Genomic DNA, 18562 nt, shown 5'->3' with positions numbered 1-18562 from the left:
TAGAAAAGGAATTTATGTTTCAGTGTCGAAATAAGTTTGAGGTAGAAAAAGGAGGTTTTTTATACTATGACAGTTGCTACATATGAAGTGGAAAAACAATTTTTAACATATGTCAAGAAGATAGAGAATTACGGAGAGGCATTAAGCTTAATGTTTTGGGATTTAAGAACAGGTGCACCAAAGCAAGGAGTAGACCAGCGTTCAGAAGTAATTGGAATGCTTTCATCCGAAGTGTTTGCGATGTCGACTTCAGATGAGATGGGGAACTATTTAACTGAACTAGAATCTTTAATTGTTGAAAATAAACTTTCTGAAACGACAAAGAAAATGGTTGAAGAGTGTCGTAAAGAATATGATAGAAATAAGAAAATTCCACAAGCGGAATATGAAGCGTATGTGAAATTAGAAGCGAAAGCGGAAAGTGTATGGGAAGAAGCTCGCGAAAAATCTGACTTCGAAATGTTCCGTCCGTATTTAGAAAAAATTGTTGAATTCAAAAAGAAGTTTATTACATATTGGGGTTACGAAACGTACAAATATAACACGCTATTAGACATGTATGAGCCGGGAATCACAGTAGAAGTGTTAGATCATGTATTTGGTCAACTACGTGAACGTATCGTTCCGCTTGTGAAAGAAATTTCTGAGTCTAAAAAAGAATTAAAAACAAATGCTTTAGCTGAACATTTTTCAAAAGAAAAACAAAAGAATTTTACTTTAGAGTTATTAAAACAATTGAACTATAACTTTGAAGCGGGTCGTCTTGATGAAACGGTACATCCTTTTGAAATTACATTAAATAGAGGGGATGTTCGTATTACGACTCGTTACGATGAAAAAGATTTCCGTATGGCAGTGTTTGGAACAATTCATGAATGTGGCCATGCTGTATATGAACAAAATATTGCGGAGGAATTTGAAGGTACACCGCTATGTAGTGGAACTTCTATGGGTATTCATGAGTCACAATCATTATTCTTTGAGAACTTTATCGGTCGTAATAAATCATTCTGGAAGAAAAATTATGATTTATTAAAAGAGTATAGCGATGGTCAATTCAATGATATATCAGTAGATGAGTTTTATGATGCGATTAACGAATCGAAGCCATCGTTTATTCGTATAGAAGCAGATGAGCTTACATATCCGCTTCACGTCATGGTTCGTTATGAACTTGAGAAAGAATTATTTGATGGCACATTACAAGTGAAGGATTTGCCAGCGGCTTGGAATGATAAGATGGAAGCATATTTAGGAATTCGTCCGGAAAACGATGCACAAGGTGTATTGCAAGATGTTCACTGGGCTGGTGGTTCATTTGGATACTTCCCATCTTATGCGCTTGGTTATATGTATGCAGCGCAATTTAAACATAGGATGCTAAAGGATATTCCAAACTTTGATGCATTATTAGAAGAAGGAAACGTGACACCAATTCGTGAATGGTTAACAGAGAATATTCACCAATATGGCAAAACGAAAAAACCACTTGAAATTTTAAAAGATGTGACAGGTGAAGGTTTAAATGCAAACTACTTAGCTGATTATTTAGAAGCTAAATATAAAGAGATTTATGAGTTATAAAACAGGAGCTGCTTAATTGCAGCTTTTTTTTATGAGGGAGTGAGAGAAATGGGTTATATGTTTACAGTAATGTCGCAAGCGGAAGCAGAAGAAGTTGCATATAACTGGCATTATGAAGGGGAGTATTCCTTTTATGATATAGAGGCAGATGAAGAAGATTTAGCTGAGTTTTTAGAGGATGAGAGTAGAGGGAATCATACATTTTCTGTGAAGGAAAATGGTACTCTCATTGGTTTCTTTAGTTTTAGTAACATAAATAATCAAACGGTTGATATAGGTCTCGGAATGAGACCTGATATAACTGGGAATGGATTTGGTCTACAGTTCATAAAAGCTGGACTAGCTTTTAGTAAAGAAAAATACGGATGCAATTATATAACGCTATCAGTAGCGACATTTAATGAAAGAGCGATTAACGTGTATAAAAGAGCAGGATTCGAAGCTGTTGGAACGTTTATACAGAAAACAAATGGTAGTTGTTTTGAGTTTTTGAAAATGAATTATATATGTAAAAATGTTTAAAAAACAGAGGAGAGCTTCTGTTTTTTTATTTTGATGTAGAAATAAATGATGTTTGTTTTTGTACTTGTTGTAATTAGAAGTTTTGAAATTTTGGAAGAGGATGTGTATGATTGAAGTTTAGTAGCAAATAGCAAGTTTAGTAAGGAGAGGTAGTATGATTACAATTAAAACGAAAAATGAAATAGATTTGATGCATGAATCTGGGAAGTTACTAGCTTCTTGTCATAGGGAAATTGCCAAAATGATGAAACCAGGAATAACGACACAAGAAATTGATACGTTTGTTGAAGCGTATTTAGAAAAGCATGGTGCAATATCTGAACAGAAAGGTTACAACGGGTATCCATATGCTATATGTGCATCTGTAAACGATGAAATGTGTCACGGTTTCCCTAGTGATGTACCTTTACAGGAAGGAGATATTGTAACAATTGACATGGTAGTAAACTTAAATGGTGGTCTTTCAGATTCTGCTTGGACGTATAGAATTGGAAACGTTTCTGATGAAGCAGAAATGTTATTGTTAGTAGCTGAGAATGCTTTGTATAAAGGGATTGATCAGGCGGTAATCGGTAATCATGTAGGAGACATTGGCTATGCAATTGAAAGTTATGTAGCAAATGAAGGTTTTTCTGTCGCAAGAGACTTTACGGGACACGGGATCGGTAAAGAGATTCATGAAGAACCAGCGATTTTTCATTTTGGTAAACAAGGACAAGGGCCTAAGTTACAAGAAGGAATGGTAATTACAATTGAGCCCATAGTAAATGTAGGTATGCGATATTCTAAAGTAGATTTAAATGGGTGGACTGCAAGAACGATGGACGGTAAATTATCAGCTCAATATGAGCATACAATTGCGATTACAAAAGATGGTCCAATCATTTTAACGACGCTTAAATATGAAATGTAAGAGTTTGCAAAACTCGAACGAAAATAGTATTTTCATAAAATTCGTACGTGTTTTTTTAATAAATGCTTTCCAAAATTTAAAAAGTGCGTTATAATCCTTCTATAAAATAAATAGTTAGCTACACTCATATAATCGCGGGGATATGGCCTGCAAGTTTCTACCGAAGTACCGTAAATACTTTGACTATGAGTGAGGACGAATATATTTGCTTGTTTAGCATTCTTTTTTGCGAAACTCCAAAAGCGCGTCTCTCACTTGTAACGAGTGGTGGCGGCTTTTGGAGTTTTTTATTGCATAAGAGGGGGAACAAACATGAAAGTATTACAAGAAAAGATTTTGAACGAAGGAAAGGTTTTATCTGGTGACGTATTAAAGGTAGATGCATTTTTAAATCATCAAATTGACCCAGTACTTATGCAAGAGATCGGAAAAGAATTTACTAAACGTTTTAAAGAAGAGAACATTACAAAAATCGTGACGATTGAATCTTCAGGCATTGCACCAGCAGTTATGGCTGCATTAGAGCTTGGTGTAAAAGTAATCTTTGCAAGAAAACGTAAATCGTTAACGTTACAAGATAATATGTACGTTGCAAACGTATATTCATTTACAAAACAAGAAACGAACGAGATTTCATTATCTCGAAATCATATTGATGAAAATGATCGCGTTTTAATTATCGATGACTTTTTAGCAAACGGTCAGGCTGCTTTAGGTTTAATGAGTTTAGTAGAGCAATCTGGAGCAAGTATTGCGGGAATTGGTATTGTTATTGAAAAAGCATTTCAAGATGGAGGAAAGAAGCTGCGTGAACAGGGTGTTCGTGTTGAATCACTAGCAGAAATTGCATCACTTGATAACGGCACAGTTACATTTGTACAGCAAGAAACTGCGGAGGTGAAATAAACGATGAAGCAACATCCATTTAAAATCGCATCGCTCGGTATGCAGCATATGCTTGCGATGTATGCTGGCGCAATTATCGTTCCGCTTATTGTGGGCGGCGGACTTGGTTTAAATCAAAAAGAGTTAACATATTTAGTCTCGATTGATTTATTAATGTGCGGCGTTGCGACAATTTTACAAGCATTATCAAATCGCTTTTTCGGTATTGGACTTCCCGTTGTACTTGGTTGCACATTTACAGCGGTTGGGCCGATGATTGCAATCGGGAAACAATACGGCGTGTCTTCTATTTATGGAGCAATTATTGCTGCTGGGTTATTCGTTGTTATTTTTGCGAAATTATTTGGAAAGCTTGTAAAGCTGTTTCCACCTGTCGTAACAGGATCTGTCGTTACCGTAATTGGAGTTACACTTGTTCCAGCAGCAATTAATGATATGGCTGGAGGAGTAGGAAGTAAAGATTTCGGTAGTCTTGAAAATTTAGCGTTAGCATTTGGTGTATTATTATTTATCATCATTATGTATCGTTTCTTTGACGGATTTATTCGTTCAATCTCTATTTTACTAGGTCTATTGTTCGGTACAATCGTTGCAGCATTTATGGGGAAAGTAAGTTTGCAAGCGGTTGGAGAAGCGGATTGGTTCCACGGTATTCAGCCATTTTACTTCGGTACACCAACATTTGAATTAACGCCAATTATTACGATGATTTTAGTTGCTTGCGTAGGGATTGTAGAAGCAACAGGTGTATATTTCGCATTATCTGATATTTGCAATAAAAAGATCGGTGAAAAAGAATTAACAAAAGGCTATCGCGCAGAAGGATTAGCGATGGTGTTAGGTGGTATTTTCAACGCGTTCCCATATACAACATACTCTCAAAACGTAGGACTTGTTCAATTAACTGGAGTAAGAAATCGCGTTATTATTTATACTTGTGGTGGTATGTTAATCGTTCTTGGATTCATTCCTAAAATCGCAGCTATTACAACTATTATCCCGAAATCAGTACTTGGCGGTGCAATGCTAGCAATGTTCGGCATGGTAATGGCGTATGGCATTAAAATGTTAAGCAGTGTTGATTTTGGAAAACAAGAAAATTTATTAATTGTTGCATGTTCTGTCGGAATCGGACTTGGAGTTACAGTCGTTCCAACGTTATTCTCACAGCTTCCGGAAAACATCCGTATTTTAACAGATAACGGAATTGTACTTGGAAGTGCGTCAGCAGTACTATTAAATATCGTATTTAATATGGTGCCACAGCGTAAAGTAAAAGAAGAGCCAGTGTCTATGCAAAGTGCAGTAAGAGAAGCGTAAAAAAGCAAGGTCTCATTATGAGACCTTGCTTTTCTTTTTAAGTGGCATCATTTTCCCGTACGTACCAAGACGCCAAATGTACTCAAGTGGCCCATATTGATAACGTGACAGCCACCAGCGGCTAATAAAGATTTGCAACGTGTAGAAACCGATGCAAAATAGTGGTCCTACCCATAATGGAGCGGGATAATAATTTTTGAAAAAGAGGCCGAATACAAGTAACGTAATAATCGTATGCGTGATGTAATTTGTTAACGCCATTCGTCCGACATATTGGAACGGACGTAATAATGTTTGCCATCTTTCTTTTTGTAATAAACGCATGAGCGTGAAAATGTAGAATATGAATAATGTTTTTCCACTAAACATTGTAAAGGCCTGCATATAAAATGGTTCATAAGATGGTTTTGATAAGAAGTAACGGACCATGAAGAACCACATTGGTAATGTCAAAATGAACATAATGATTTGCCATTTTTTAAGCTTTGGATCTAACTCTTTCGTGCGGCGGAAAATATCTTTTTTGCCGGCGTATAAACCAAGTAAAAATAGTCCAACTGTTTCTGGGAGCATGAATACATTTAGTCCAATTCCTTCAGAATAAAATGCATGGAAACGATTTTGTATTTGTGACACCCAGTCTTCAAGTGGCATGATCGGTAAGGAAAACCCTAACTCTGCCTTTGGTACTAAGGCAACCACTATACTAGCGATTAGCATGAAAAATTGAAAAATACTTAGTAAAACTAATGCCCATATTAAAATAGTACGAGGCTCTCTCTTATAAAATAACAATAAGAAAAATCCAGCGATGGCATAACTATGTAAAATGTCTCCGTCCCATAAAAGAACGTAATGTAAGAAACCAAATAATAATAAAATAAGTAAGCGACGAACAAATAAAGTTTTTGGTCGATCTGTTTTCGCTTCAGCACGAGTCATAAAAATGTAAAAGCCTAGGCCGAATAAAAACGAAAAGATAGTATAAAACTTTGTTTGAATAAACATATCGTAAAACAGACGGATATAGCTATCTAGCCCCTCATAAATTCCTGAAAGATCACGTGAGTCAATCCCAGCGATAACAGGCCAGTTAACAAGAAAAATACCTAGTACAGCTATTCCTCTAATAATATCGATGGAGTGTATCCTCTCGCCTTGTGAAATATTTTGTATCATTATTTTCCTCCTTGTTAAGTAATTCCCTTTTATCCCGCATTAACAAGCAGTAAGACTCCCACCTCAAAATTCAGTGAATACGAGGAAGTTAGGTGGGAGATCGACTGCTTGTAAAAGCCCGATTGGTTCAACTAATAATTAGTGAGGATGGGAAATATCCCCACTAATTACAGTTTCACTCTATTATACAAAATGTAAAGAGGAGGGTATATAGGTAATTTCCAATTTTTAAAACTGCTAAGATGTGCATTATGAGATATAATAAGAGTGCACAGCAAGTTTTAAACTTCTTTAAAACAGGCAGTAAAGCTCCTTTTCCCGAAGGAGCTTTCTTTTTTTAGAAATTTGTTGATAATGATTCTCTTTAATGATAAAATGTATTCAAAAGTGATAATCATTATCAAAAAAGGTTGGTGTGTTAATATGGTGTATGCACTTGTTGTAGGAACGATTGCTATATATGTTGGTGTTACAAAGTATGTATTAAATGGAGTAGGAACAACAAAATGAATAATATTACATAAAATCCCTTTCATTTGTAAAAAGAATGAAAGGGATTTTTTATTTTTGATGTGAATATGCTGAAAATTTAGTATGATAATAAAGTGAAACTTTAATCAGTGGGGAGGTCTATCCCACACTGATTAATAGCCTGCACGAAACGGGTTTTTACTGCCCACAAATAGCGGGATAAAGTATATACATCTTGGATAAAGGGGAACAAGGGGATGACAAACATAGTACAGACAAACGGTATGAAAAAACTTGTTTGTTTTTATGAAGAGTGGCAAAAAAACGGCGATGTAGAGAATAGTTTGAAGTTGTTTGAAGTGATTCAAAAATATAAACAAGAGCAGCTTATGCTAGCTTTTTGTGGTCATTTTTCTGCTGGGAAATCGACAATGATGAATCACCTATATAAAGCGCAATTATTACCGACAAGTCCGATTCCAACGAGTGCTAACGTTGTTAAAATTGAAAGAGGATCTGATCGTGTTGTTGTAACGATTAAGTCTGGAGAACAGTATGAATATGACGGCGCATATTCAGCAGAAGAATTAAAACAAATATGTAAAGACGGTGATGAAGTAATTGGTGTTCATATTTATCGAAATGATGCGCCAATTCCTGATGGGGTTATGTTAGTTGATACGCCCGGAATTGATTCTACGGATGATGCCCACCAATTAGCGACGGAATCAACACTGCATCTAGCAGATGTTATTTTCTATATGATGGATTATAACCATGTCCAATCAGAGGTTAACTTACAGTTTGTTAAAGAATTGAAACAACGTAATAAAACGGTTTATCTCGTTGTAAACCAAATAGATAAACATAAAGCGAATGAGTTATCGTTTGAAGAGTATAGAGATAGTGTAAAACAGTCTTTTTCTAACTGGGATATTGAAGTAGATGGTATTTTCTATACATCATTGCGAATGATGAATCATCCATACAATGAAATTCAAAGTTTAGAAGCATTAATCTTTTCTATCATGAAAGAAAAAGAGCAGTATGTAAGAAAGGGAATGGAGCGAGAAACAGAATATTTACTGCAAGAACATTGTTCGTTTATTCTTTCTGAAAATGAAAAACATCTCATGAAATATGAAGAAGAATTAACATCACCACTGTCACTTTCAGAGATAGTTGAAAAAAAGGAAGAGTTAACTGAAAATAAAAATCGGGTGGCTAGTAAAGAATCTGATGTGAGAAATGAATTTATAAAAGGTTTACAAGCCATATTAGATAATGCGTATTTAATGCCATTTGAAATGAGAGAATTGGCAAATAAATATTTAGAAACGAAATTAACGAAGTTTAAAGTTGGTTTGTTATTTGCGAAAGGAAAGACGGAGCAAGAAAAACAGAGACGTGTAGATGCTTTTTATTCTGCTCTTCAAAAGACTGTTGAAACGCAACTTGATTTTCATGTGAAAGAATTTATTGTAGCCTTCTTAAAAGAAGAAGGGTTATTTACAGAGGAAATAGGGAAAGACATATATGCGTTAGAAATTGCTTTCGGACCGGAAGTGTTGGCTGCAACAATTAAACAGGGGGCTGGATTTACCGGTGATTACTTACTTCTTTATACTGCTGACGTTGCAAATGAGTTAAAGAAAAGATACTTTATGAAATCTCAGCAAATCTTTGGAAAAAGTACGGGTATATTGCAGAAGAAAGTGAAGATAGAGATTGCTCGTATTGAAGAAGAAATTGAAAAATATACGATGTTACAAACAGCAAAAGAAACAAAATTACAGTACATTAAGACGTATGAGGAATATGAGAGCTATTTAGGAGATATTTGGAATGAAAATGTTTCTATACCAGATGGATTGCAAATAGACGAAATATTACAAAGTAAAAAACAAGTTGTTAGTGAGAAGTTTAAACTACAAGAGCAAGAAATTGTAAATGATAACGTAGCGGCTAGTGAAGAAGAGATTAAAGGAACGAAAGCTTTAAATATTCAGCGTATATTAGAAAAAGTGAAGAAAGCTGAAACGATATTAGATCCATTGCCTACACTGAAACATCTACAGCAAGAAGTAGTTGGAAAAAGACAGCGTGTAGAAACGAAGCAATTTACAGTAGCGTTATTTGGAGCTTTTAGTGCTGGGAAATCATCATTTGCTAACGCATTGCTCGGTGAAAAGGTACTTCCTGTATCGCCAAACCCAACGACAGCAACAATAAATCAAATTTTGCCAGTTACAGAAGATAAACAACATGGAACGGTAATTGTCCAGTTTAAATCAGAGCAAGCGCTGTTAGAAGATATGAAAGCTGTTTATAAAATGTTTCACTATGAAATTGCTACATTGGAAGAAGCGTTAACGAAAATTGATCAAATTATGAAATACCCTTCACCAAGCGGGAAGCAAAAAACAACATTTAGCTTTTTGCGAGCGGTACAAAAAGGATATGAGGCAGTTGCTAATCATTTAGGGGAACAATTACAAGTTACGTTAGAGGAGTTCTCTGATTATGTAGCTAATGAAGAAAAATCATGCTTTGTTGAGTATATGGAGCTTTATTATGATTGTGCTTTAACAAGGCAAGGAGTAGCTCTTGTAGATACACCAGGGGCGGATTCTATTAACGCGCGTCATACGGATGTTGCATTCCAGTATATTAAAAACGCAGATGCTATTTTATTCGTAACATACTATAATCATGTTTTCTCTCGTGCAGATCGTGAGTTTTTAATTCAGCTCGGTCGTGTAAAGGATACATTTGCACTTGATAAAATGTTCTTCTTAATAAATGCTGCCGATTTAGCGCAATCTGAAGAAGAACTTGAAATGGTAAAAGGTTATATTGCGGATCAGCTCCTGCAATACGGTATTAGAAATCCACGTTTATTTGCAATTTCAAGTTTATGTGCGCTTGAAGAAAAGCAAGGGAAAAGTATTGATAAAGAAAAGTATGGTATTTTACAAAACTCCGGGATTACTAAGTTTGAAGAATCATTTACGTCCTTTATGATGAGGGATTTAATGCTTGTATCTGTGCATGCTTTATATGGTGCATTACAAGGAGCGAATCAGCTTCTTGTAAATATGATAAATGGCGCAAAGCAGGGAAATGATGAGAAAGAGAAGCAAACAAAAAAATATGAAGCAGAGCGTAATCAGCTACTTCATATTATTTCATCATATAGTGTACTTGCTGAAGAGCAAGCAATGCAAAATGAAGTGAAAGAATTGCTTTATTATGTACACCAACGTCTATTTTTACGCTATAACGATGTGTTTACTGAATTTATTAATCCGGCGTCGTTACGAACAGATGGGAATGTGAAAATGCAGTTGCAGCAATGTGTAATGGAATTAGTTTCATTTATTCAACATGATTTATTACAAGAAATGCGTGCGACATCATTACGTCTTGAAAAATGGATAGATGAAGCGATGAAGCGTGCAAAGGATGAAATTGTTGTGAATTGCAAAGTGGAAAATGAATCGATTTCTATGGGTGGAACAGTGGATTATGAATATAAAATTATTACACATAAAGAGCCGTTTCCTTCAATAGAAATAAAAGATTTTAAAAAGGCACTAGCACATTTTAAAAATGAGAAAAGCTTTTTTGAAAAAAATGATAAAGCTTTTATGCAAGAAGACGCTAAAGGAGTGTTAGAACCTTTCGTATCAAACTATGTAGTTGATGAAGAAGATTTATTCGTTCATCATTATAAACAAGAGTGGGATGCAAAATGGAACCTATTCCAAAAAGTGATGCAGCAAGATGTTGAGAATTATTATGAAAGTATATTATTCGCTTTAGCTGAAACAATTGATGTATCACTATACGAACAAAGTAAAGAAGAGCTACAAAAGCAGTTAGTAGAAATTGAAAAAGAAATTTATATTAAATAGCTGTTATGAAAAAAAGATTCGTTCAATTTTCTTTTGTAGTACAGTATCTAAAGATTTTACAAACCCTGCAAACTCATCAGTAGAAATCATATGGGTAAGAACTAAGCGTCTGCCGTCTGGTGTTTCACCGCATAAGACGAATGAAGAAAACTCATACGTTTTGTTTTCTACTACTAATTTTGGATAGGAATATGTGTCGCTCTTCTTTTTCTTTCCATCAATAGAGATGACGTTGCATTTTTTCTCATTGTTGTCCATGGTGAATCCCTCCTTTCTATTATCTATGGTAGACAAGGGTGGTTTAGAACAATAGAGGAGGGGGAATTTTTATGTCTGTTGTCATAGAGCGTATTTCGAAAGAAGCTATACCGAAATCTTTATTACTCCTTGCTGATCCAAGTGAAAGCCAAATTGATGCATATGTACAGAGAGGGTTTACGTATATAGCTAAACAAGAAGAAAGAATCATCGGTGTATATGTTCTTTTGGAAACAAGGCCGAAGACGATGGAAATTATGAATATTGCGGTTGTAGAGCATTTGCAAGGAAAAGGGATTGGAAAGCAGCTATTAAGTCATGCTGTAGAAACTGCTAAAGGATATGGTATGTCAAAACTTGAAGTTGGTACAGGCAATTCTAGTGTTTCACAACTTGCTTTATATCAAAAATGTGGATTTCGTATTTTTTCTATTGATTTTGATTACTTTTCAAAGCATTATGAAGAAGAGATTATTGAAAATGGGATTGTATGTCGTGATATGATTCGGCTTGCAATGGAATTGAATAAGAACGTATAACTTATTTAGGGGGAAGAGAAGATGGAAGTACATAAAGCAATTACAGCACATTCTCGTAAACAAAATGAAAGTGTAAAAGCATGTTTACAATTAGATGCGCAGCGTGAAGCAGCTATTGAAGCAGCCGTATCTCTTGCGTCAAAGGGGAAAGAATTTTCGGTTGATATCATTAATGTTGTAACAAAGCAAATTAATGATCTTGCAAAAAATGGTGTTACACTGCAGCGTAAATTTGTTACAGAAGAAATGGTTATGGAGTATGTAAGTCGTTTGCAAGAGAAAGAAGGTCGTTAAAGATGGTTGTTACAGTCGAATGGTTACGTGAGCATATAGAAGATGAGAATGTCCGTATAATCGATTGTCGATTTGATTTAGCGAATCCTAATTGGGGTAGAGAGAAGTATGAGGAAGAACATATTCCTCATGCGTTATATTTTGATTTAAATTTAGATTTATCAAGTCCTGTAGCAGAACATGGTGGCCGCCATCCGTTGCCAAATATTGAGGAGTTTGCAGACAAGCTTTCACAGGCCGGGATTGATGAACATACGACAGTGATTGCGTATGACAGTCAAGCTGGTGCAATGGCTTCTCGTTTATGGTGGTTATTAAACTATGTAGGACATGAGAAAGTGTATATATTAGACGGTGGATTTCCAGCTTGGAAAGAGAATGGATTACACACAACGCCGAATATCCCAGTTATTGCACGAAAACCTTTTATACCGGAAATACAAGAAAATATGCTTGTAACGATGGAAGATGTGAGAGGGAAAATTCGTGCAGGTGCAAATATGACATTAATTGATTCTAGGGAACCAAAACGTTATGCTGGTGCGGAAGAGCTCGTTGATTCGAAGGCAGGGCATATTCCGACGGCAGTAAACTATTTTTGGAAAGATGGGATTTTAGAATCGGGACACTTTAAAAACGAAGAGGAACAGCAAGGGCGTTTCCAAAATCTTGATAAAGAGAAGGAAACAATCGTATATTGTGGTTCTGGTGTTACAGCGTGTCCGAACATAGTTGCATTAAAATTAGCTGGTTTTCAAAATGTTAAATTGTATACAGGTAGCTGGAGTGATTGGATTTCTTATCCAGAAAATCAAATTGCAAAAGAAGAAGATTAATCACTTGCATGCAAAAATAATTTGTATTAAAATAAGGTCACAAGCAAGAGATTGCTTCAAAAAAATTATATTTTACACATTGGAAACAATGTGATAATATAACGACAAGTAAATAATACATCCTGCGGTGTGCGTAACTTATTTATGTCTAAAACCGATGTTAGTTTTACGGAAGCTCAATATTTAGTGACCATTATCAAGCCTTCCTTGTGGAGGAAGATATACGGTAACTGTGAGGGCATCCACCTGCGAGTAGCGGGTTTTTGGACATTTACGAGAGACGGCACTTGCGGGGGTCTTATTTCAACTAATAGTATATAAAATTCCTACGGTGTACGTAGCTTGTGTATGTCTTAAACCAATAAGTATAATGCGGAAGTTCAATATTTAAATGTAGATAGCAGGCCATCTTTTTAAGAAGGAAGTTACAAACATTTGTGAGAACATCCACCTGTGAGAGCAGGTTTATGGACATCTATAGATAACGGCATATGTGGGACTATATAAAAAACCTTACGTTTTATATGTAAGGTTTTTTTGTTGAATAAATATACTCATGTTATCTCGATTTACCTGTAAAGTTCCCATAATAAATATAGCACTTGCGGTCTTCATCAATTTCTCTTGAATCGAGGGTGAATTCCAAATGTATTCCATCCCGTTGAATATATATAATATCTGAATGGAGAGAGGGTAAGATATCCTCGTAATTCCAAATATCTTTACTTTCTATCATAATTGAGCAGGTTTCCTTGAGTTCTCTAATTTCAAAACCTATGTGCGAGTATGTAGGATCTGAAGGGTCGTTGGAAAAAACTTCCTTTTGTATATATAACACTGCTGTTCCGTCTGGATCTACTGAAGTTGCAGTAACGATATATGTATTTCCATCTTTTATAAAATATTCACAAGTCATGCGCGCGACAATTTCAGAATTAGAAATATTTGCGTAGTTCCATAAAGCTGGATACCCGTTTGTTTCATCATTGAGCCGATATTCCAATCGCATTTTATCCCTCTTCTTCCTTTTTCTTCTACTTTATCATGCCATCTTATATAATAGAAATATAATTTAAAAAGGGGAGTGCAAAGGTGACAAAAACGAAATGGCTAGTAGGTGGTGTCCTAACATCTTTAATGACGGGCACTTTATTTGGCTGCGCGCAAGATATTCCCCCCGAACCGAATGATAATAGTTGTTCTGATTGGGATTGGGATGATGAGCTTGGTGTTTGGCAGTGTGATGATAGTAGTTCAGGTTATCGTGGACATTACTTTTATGGTGGTACATACTATCAAAATAAATCCACCTTCAAAAATTCATCAGAGTTTAAAACTTATCAATCTTCGGCTGAATTTAAAGGTGGAATTGGAAGCGGTTCAAAGGGAGGATTTGGGGGCTAACATATGTCGCAATACATAAGGGATCGAAAAGAGTTTTATTCGAAATATCCGAATTTTTGGTCGGATTTATATGAATGTGAGTATAGTTTGTTTCATGTTTTCCCGATAACAGAGCAAACGATGAAACAATTACAAGTAGCAACTGAACGAATGGGGAAAATATTTTTTAAAACTGCTAGAATTCTTCGGAATTTATCTAATGAACAGCTTCTTGAACTCGGTTTTCCAACTGCAAGCTTGCCTTTTATTAGACTGAAAGGGATGTATCCTGAATCTGTTATTTCACGATTTGATTTTGCTTTAACAGAGGATAATCGTATTAAAATGCTTGAGTTTAATAGTGATACTCCAACTTTTATTGTGGAATGCTTTCAAATGAATGGAAAAGTTTGTGAAGAACTTGACTATGATGATCCAAATGCAAATCAAGAGCGCTTACTTTCTTCTGGTATTACAAAAGCCGTAATGGAGTTTACAAAAGGAATGGAAGATCCAAATGTTGTTTTCACAGCTCATCCTGAACATATAGAAGATTGGAATACGACTATGTATTTGAGTAGGCTATGTCATGTTGAAAATAAAGTAATGCCAATGACAGAACTTAGAATTACAGATGATGCTTTAGTAGATAGAGATGGTGTACCAATTGATGTTTTGTATCGCCAAACATATCCAATTGAAGACTTAATTGAAGATCAAGATCCCGAAACGGGGGATTTGGTGGGAGTAGAACTTTTGCAACTTGTAAAAGAAGGAAAGCTTTTTATTATAAATCCTTTGTCGGCCTTTTTACTTCAGCCGAAATCAATTCAATGTCTTATTTGGGGATTAGCAGAAGAAGGTGCTTTTTACACAAGTGAGGAACAAAAGTGGATTAAAGAATATATGCTTCCTACATATTTAGAGCCAGATTTATTTTTTGGGAAAAGTCCGTTCGTTCAAAAACCTTCGTTCGGTAGGGAAGGTGACACGATTACGATTCGTGATAAGGATACAAATATTATGATTCGAAATGCACATGAAACGTATAAATCGTCACTGCCTATATTTCAGAAATATACAGAGCTTCCAGTTGTATTTTTGGAAACTGAAAAAGGAATTGAGAAGCTGTCGTACGTGTTTGGGGCTTTTTTAATTGCTGGAAAAGCGAGCAGCATCGGTATACGTGCCGGAGAAAAAATTACGGGAAATGAATCGTATTATTTACCGGTAGGTATTAAGAAGGAGGAAAATAAATGATTAATTTTTTACTATATTTAGCAGTATCACTTGTACTTTTGTGTATCGGTCTTTTTCTTATGGAAGTGACAACGAAAGTTAAGGAATTTAAGTTAATGGCTCAAGGGAATAAAGCGGTAAGCTATGTACTTGGAGGAAGACTACTTGGTCTTGCTATCGTTTTATATTCAACGGCTGCTAATTCTATTTCAATTCTTGATATGGTTTCATGGGGAGCTGTTGGGATTTTAGCTCAAATTATTGTCTTTTATTTAGCGGAATGGCTTACACCACGTTTTAATATTAATAAAAGTCTTGAAGAAGATAATCAAGCAGTTGGTCTTTTCCTTATGTTTTTATCACTTTCCATCGGAATTGTAATTGCTGGTTGTGTAACGTATTAAAACCCTTACATTTTAACGTAAGGGTTTTATTTTTCATTTGCTAATTTTTTGCAATATGTGTTCAATTAATTTATGTAGCCGAACGCTGAGCAGGATGCGTATTAGTGTACTAAACTCGAGATAGTTATTGTAATAAGGACAAGTTTCCATACAAAGTGTTGACATCTATTTTAAATAAGAGTAACATTTTCTATGTAATTATAATAAGTCTCTGTTAGGTGAGGCTCCTGTATAGAGAAATGCTACTGCCCAAAAATGTCGAGAGACGCCAATGGGTCAACAGGAATGATCGAATTAAGGTTTTTCTTAACGTAGCTGGTAATGAACCTATGCTATACAGTGCTAAAACTCGGCGAGGGAGAGGTCCATAGATTTCTAATTGTATTATATTAGGAATCGCTTATTTGTGTATGCAATGACCTTTGCTCTCTTATGAGTAAGGGTCTTTTTTGTTAGCAAGCTATGAGTAATTTCATAGTATAGATTATAACTAAAAAATTAAAGAGGAGGTGAGGAGCATGTCAAATTCTGACTCGGTTCCGTTACCCATATACTTCAAATCAAAAATATATGATGTAGGCAGGAAACGACTTGTTCCTCCCTCTATATTTATCATAATGTAGCGTTTATTCGAGTATTTAAGCGCTAGACACTTTCACGGTAAAGTGGATAAATTGAGAAACAAAGCGTTTCTTCCTATGTTGTAAAGGAGGAGACGATAATATGTTATATGTAAATAAAAGTGTGGGTAACACTTCGTATAAATTAAGTAAAAAAGCAATGAAAGAACAAACAATGCTTCAAAAAAATAAAGATTTATTAATTGAAATCGCAACAAGAGATGTAAAATCTGTATTTGCGTATTTTAAAACAACAAGAGACGGACTATCTATGAAAGAGGCACAAAAGCGTATTCAAGTATACGGCCGAAATGAATTAACTTCAAAAAGAGCGCGTATTGCGGAAGTAATGATGAAGCTAAGTGGAATGATCCCAGGTCTTTCAAAACAAAATATGGGTGATGAATTACAATGTGAAACAGTTACTGTTTCTAGAGTAGCTGGCTGTAGCGTAACAGGGTTAAACAGTGAATTAAAAATGATGAAATTGCCAGTACAAGAGCTTGTACCTGGAGATATGATCTTTCTTGAAGAAGGTGATATAGTACCGGCAGATGTACGTATTATTTATGCAAATGATTTATTAGTAAATGAATCTGTGCTGACAGGAAATGATGCTAGTATTGAGAAATTTGAAAGTTGCTATCATCTTGAACGTAAACGATTTATTCCATTAAAACGGATGAAAGACTATAATCCACTTGAACTTGAAAATGTATGTTTCAAAGGTACGTATATTGTTGACGGAAATGCAAAGGCTGTAGTTGTTTCGACAGGTAAAAATACGTATTCAGGAATACTTCATACGTGCTACGGTAGAATGTCTTAATGTGTTAATGATGCTAAATATACAAAAACAATGTATAATAGACAAAGTTGAACAGAAACGTAGAATGGTAATCTATATATAACCTTACGTGATAACGTGAGGTTATTATTTTTGTTAGTAGGAGAGGAATTATGAAAAAAGTATTATTAGTTGATGGTATGGCACTATTATTTCGTGCTTTTTACGCAACAAGTGTATATGGACAATTTATGAAACGACAAGATGGTACCCCGACGAATGGGATTCATGGTTATATGAAGCATTTATTAACAGCAACACAAGCAATCGAACCAACGCACATTGTAACGTGCTGGGATATGGGAAGTACGACATTTAGAACGGAATCTTTCTCGAATTATAAAGCAAATCGTGCAGCACCGCCGGAAGAATTAATTCCGCAATTTGATTTAGTGCAAGAAATGACTGCGAAATTATCTATGCCTGTAATCGGTATGAAAGGTTATGAAGCGGATGATTGTATCGGTACGCTTGCAAAACAATATTGCAATGAAGCGGAAGTTTATATTTTGACAGGTGATACAGATTTACTTCAACTTGTTGATACGAATGTTACAGTTATGCTTCTTCGTAAAGGAATTGGAAATTACGAGTATTACACACCGGAAAAAATCATGGAAGAGAAAGGTGTAGAACCTTGGCAAATTGTTCATGCGAAAGCTTTCATGGGAGATACAAGTGATAATTATCCGGGTGTAAAAGGTATTGGTGAAAAAACAGCGTATAAGCTGATTCAAGAATACGGGACAGTATCGGCAGTGCTAGAAAATATAGCATCATTAACGAAAGCGCAGCGCACAAAAATTGAAAGTGATTTAGAGAATTTAAATATCTCTTTACAATTAGCGCAAATTCATTGTGAAGTTCCAATTTCATGCTTATTAGAAGAAGGGTTACACACAATGGACGAAGAAAAACTACGCTTTGTTTGTAACGAAATGAATTGGGGAAGACCTGAAATATTAATTAATATGCTTTAAAGAGCATGGAAAGGTTGATCAAATATATTTTTGATCAACCTTTCTTTTTTTGTTCACAAAGTTGTCAGAAAATAAACGGAATTTTCATCTGAAGTTCAAATGGAATTCACAACAATCAACTATTATAAGGACACACAGATAATTCTTTATCTTTTATATAAACCATCCCCCAAGGAGGAAAATAAACATGCGAAAAAAAGTGAGAAAATCCTTTAAACAATTATTAATAGAAAATAAACAATCCCTACTAACTAATAAAGAGAATATGAAAGAAATTGAAGAACGGATTGAGAAACGACATGTAGCATATAGTGCTGCTAGCAATTGATAATTTTGTTTATGAAAAAAGC

The 18562-nt window shown here is 35.1% G+C and carries 19 protein-coding genes, 2 other RNA genes and 2 riboswitches; of the genes, 18 read left to right on the top strand and 3 right to left on the bottom strand.

Annotation, left to right across the window (positions count from 1 at the left end):
• The first annotated feature begins 66 nt into the window (after positions 1-66).
• The 5 genes from ypwA (at position 67) to pbuX (ending at position 5245) form a co-directional block, all read left to right on the top strand.
• Positions 67-1584: a carboxypeptidase gene (gene ypwA, locus MHH66_RS18560; protein ID WP_002030824.1), complete on the top strand. Its 1518-nt coding sequence runs from the start codon at positions 67-69 to the stop codon at positions 1582-1584.
• A 48-nt stretch (positions 1585-1632) separates the two neighbouring features.
• Positions 1633-2106 carry a GNAT family N-acetyltransferase gene (locus MHH66_RS18555; RefSeq protein ID WP_078184207.1) on the top strand — a complete coding sequence of 158 codons (474 nt, stop codon included), beginning with the start codon at positions 1633-1635 and terminating at the stop codon, positions 2104-2106.
• A 154-nt stretch (positions 2107-2260) separates the two neighbouring features.
• Positions 2261-3019 (top strand): type I methionyl aminopeptidase, encoded by a 759-nt coding sequence (locus MHH66_RS18550; protein WP_078184208.1) that lies wholly within the window; start codon positions 2261-2263, stop codon positions 3017-3019.
• Between the two features lie 104 nt (positions 3020-3123).
• Positions 3124-3225, top strand: a riboswitch (purine riboswitch).
• A gap of 106 nt (positions 3226-3331) precedes the next feature.
• A complete protein-coding gene (locus tag MHH66_RS18545; protein ID WP_078184209.1) occupies positions 3332-3925 on the top strand; it encodes a xanthine phosphoribosyltransferase in 594 nt (197 codons plus the stop codon).
• A 3-nt stretch (positions 3926-3928) separates the two neighbouring features.
• A complete protein-coding gene (gene pbuX, locus MHH66_RS18540) occupies positions 3929-5245 on the top strand; it encodes a xanthine permease PbuX (protein ID WP_078184210.1) in 1317 nt (438 codons plus the stop codon).
• Between the two features lie 15 nt (positions 5246-5260).
• Here pbuX and MHH66_RS18535 read toward each other — a convergent pair whose 3' ends face one another.
• Complete coding sequence (locus MHH66_RS18535; protein WP_078184211.1) at positions 5261-6424, bottom strand: DUF418 domain-containing protein; 1164 nt, start codon at positions 6422-6424, stop codon at positions 5261-5263.
• 354 nt (positions 6425-6778) lie between these two features.
• Here MHH66_RS18535 and MHH66_RS18530 point away from each other — a divergent pair, with 354 nt between their 5' ends.
• Together MHH66_RS18530 and MHH66_RS18525 are read left to right on the top strand one after the other, a co-directional pair.
• Positions 6779-6934 carry a hypothetical protein gene (locus tag MHH66_RS18530; protein WP_165689454.1) on the top strand — a complete coding sequence of 52 codons (156 nt, stop codon included), beginning with the start codon at positions 6779-6781 and terminating at the stop codon, positions 6932-6934.
• Between the two features lie 218 nt (positions 6935-7152).
• Positions 7153-10812 carry a dynamin family protein gene (locus MHH66_RS18525; protein WP_078184212.1) on the top strand — a complete coding sequence of 1220 codons (3660 nt, stop codon included), beginning with the start codon at positions 7153-7155 and terminating at the stop codon, positions 10810-10812.
• Positions 10813-10815: 3 nt separating this feature from the next.
• Here the strand turns inward: MHH66_RS18525 and MHH66_RS18520 are convergent, their stop codons facing one another.
• On the bottom strand, positions 10816-11070 hold the full coding sequence (locus MHH66_RS18520; protein WP_000369740.1) for a DUF3931 domain-containing protein: 255 nt from the start codon (positions 11068-11070) through the stop codon (positions 10816-10818).
• A 71-nt stretch (positions 11071-11141) separates the two neighbouring features.
• On the opposite strand from MHH66_RS18520, the gene MHH66_RS18515 reads away from it, so the two are divergent.
• From MHH66_RS18515 to ssrS (MHH66_RS18495), 5 genes are all read left to right on the top strand, one after another.
• A complete protein-coding gene (locus MHH66_RS18515; protein WP_078184213.1) occupies positions 11142-11609 on the top strand; it encodes a GNAT family N-acetyltransferase in 468 nt (155 codons plus the stop codon).
• 21 nt (positions 11610-11630) lie between these two features.
• Entirely contained in the window at positions 11631-11903 is a 273-nt protein-coding gene (locus tag MHH66_RS18510) for a YpbS family protein (protein WP_000451806.1), read from the top strand.
• 2 nt (positions 11904-11905) lie between these two features.
• Complete coding sequence (locus tag MHH66_RS18505; RefSeq protein WP_016101461.1) at positions 11906-12739, top strand: sulfurtransferase; 834 nt, start codon at positions 11906-11908, stop codon at positions 12737-12739.
• 116 nt (positions 12740-12855) lie between these two features.
• Positions 12856-13038: non-coding RNA, 6S RNA (gene ssrS / locus MHH66_RS18500), on the top strand.
• 21 nt (positions 13039-13059) lie between these two features.
• Positions 13060-13243: non-coding RNA, 6S RNA (gene ssrS / locus MHH66_RS18495), on the top strand.
• A 55-nt stretch (positions 13244-13298) separates the two neighbouring features.
• On the opposite strand, the gene MHH66_RS18490 is transcribed toward ssrS (MHH66_RS18495), so the two are convergent.
• Positions 13299-13748: a hypothetical protein gene (locus MHH66_RS18490; protein WP_002030848.1), complete on the bottom strand. Its 450-nt coding sequence runs from the start codon at positions 13746-13748 to the stop codon at positions 13299-13301.
• An 83-nt stretch (positions 13749-13831) separates the two neighbouring features.
• On the opposite strand from MHH66_RS18490, the gene MHH66_RS18485 reads away from it, so the two are divergent.
• From MHH66_RS18485 to MHH66_RS18460, 6 genes are all read left to right on the top strand, one after another.
• A complete protein-coding gene (locus MHH66_RS18485; protein WP_002126505.1) occupies positions 13832-14143 on the top strand; it encodes a hypothetical protein in 312 nt (103 codons plus the stop codon).
• Between the two features lie 3 nt (positions 14144-14146).
• Complete coding sequence (locus MHH66_RS18480) at positions 14147-15382, top strand: glutathionylspermidine synthase family protein (protein ID WP_016101460.1); 1236 nt, start codon at positions 14147-14149, stop codon at positions 15380-15382.
• Complete coding sequence (locus MHH66_RS18475) at positions 15379-15765, top strand: DUF350 domain-containing protein (protein WP_002086561.1); 387 nt, start codon at positions 15379-15381, stop codon at positions 15763-15765. The genes MHH66_RS18480 and MHH66_RS18475 overlap by 4 nt, the downstream gene beginning before the upstream one ends.
• Before the next feature lie 203 nt (positions 15766-15968).
• Positions 15969-16134: riboswitch (M-box (ykoK) riboswitch) on the top strand.
• Between the two features lie 354 nt (positions 16135-16488).
• Positions 16489-17214, top strand: coding sequence for a P-type ATPase (locus tag MHH66_RS18470; protein WP_078184214.1), 726 nt, complete (start codon positions 16489-16491; stop codon positions 17212-17214).
• 131 nt (positions 17215-17345) lie between these two features.
• On the top strand, positions 17346-18212 hold the full coding sequence (locus MHH66_RS18465; RefSeq protein ID WP_002135339.1) for a 5'-3' exonuclease: 867 nt from the start codon (positions 17346-17348) through the stop codon (positions 18210-18212).
• A gap of 187 nt (positions 18213-18399) precedes the next feature.
• Positions 18400-18540: an FbpB family small basic protein gene (locus MHH66_RS18460; RefSeq protein ID WP_001228051.1), complete on the top strand. Its 141-nt coding sequence runs from the start codon at positions 18400-18402 to the stop codon at positions 18538-18540.
• Positions 18541-18562: the final 22 nt, after the last annotated feature.

Source organism: Bacillus sp. FSL H8-0492 (assembly GCF_038006145.1).
In the GTDB taxonomy this organism is placed as follows: Bacteria; Bacillota; Bacilli; order Bacillales; family Bacillaceae_G; genus Bacillus_A; species Bacillus_A mycoides.
The sequence above is the reverse complement of the archived record's forward strand: the minus strand, read 5'-3'. Positions and strand labels throughout refer to the sequence as shown.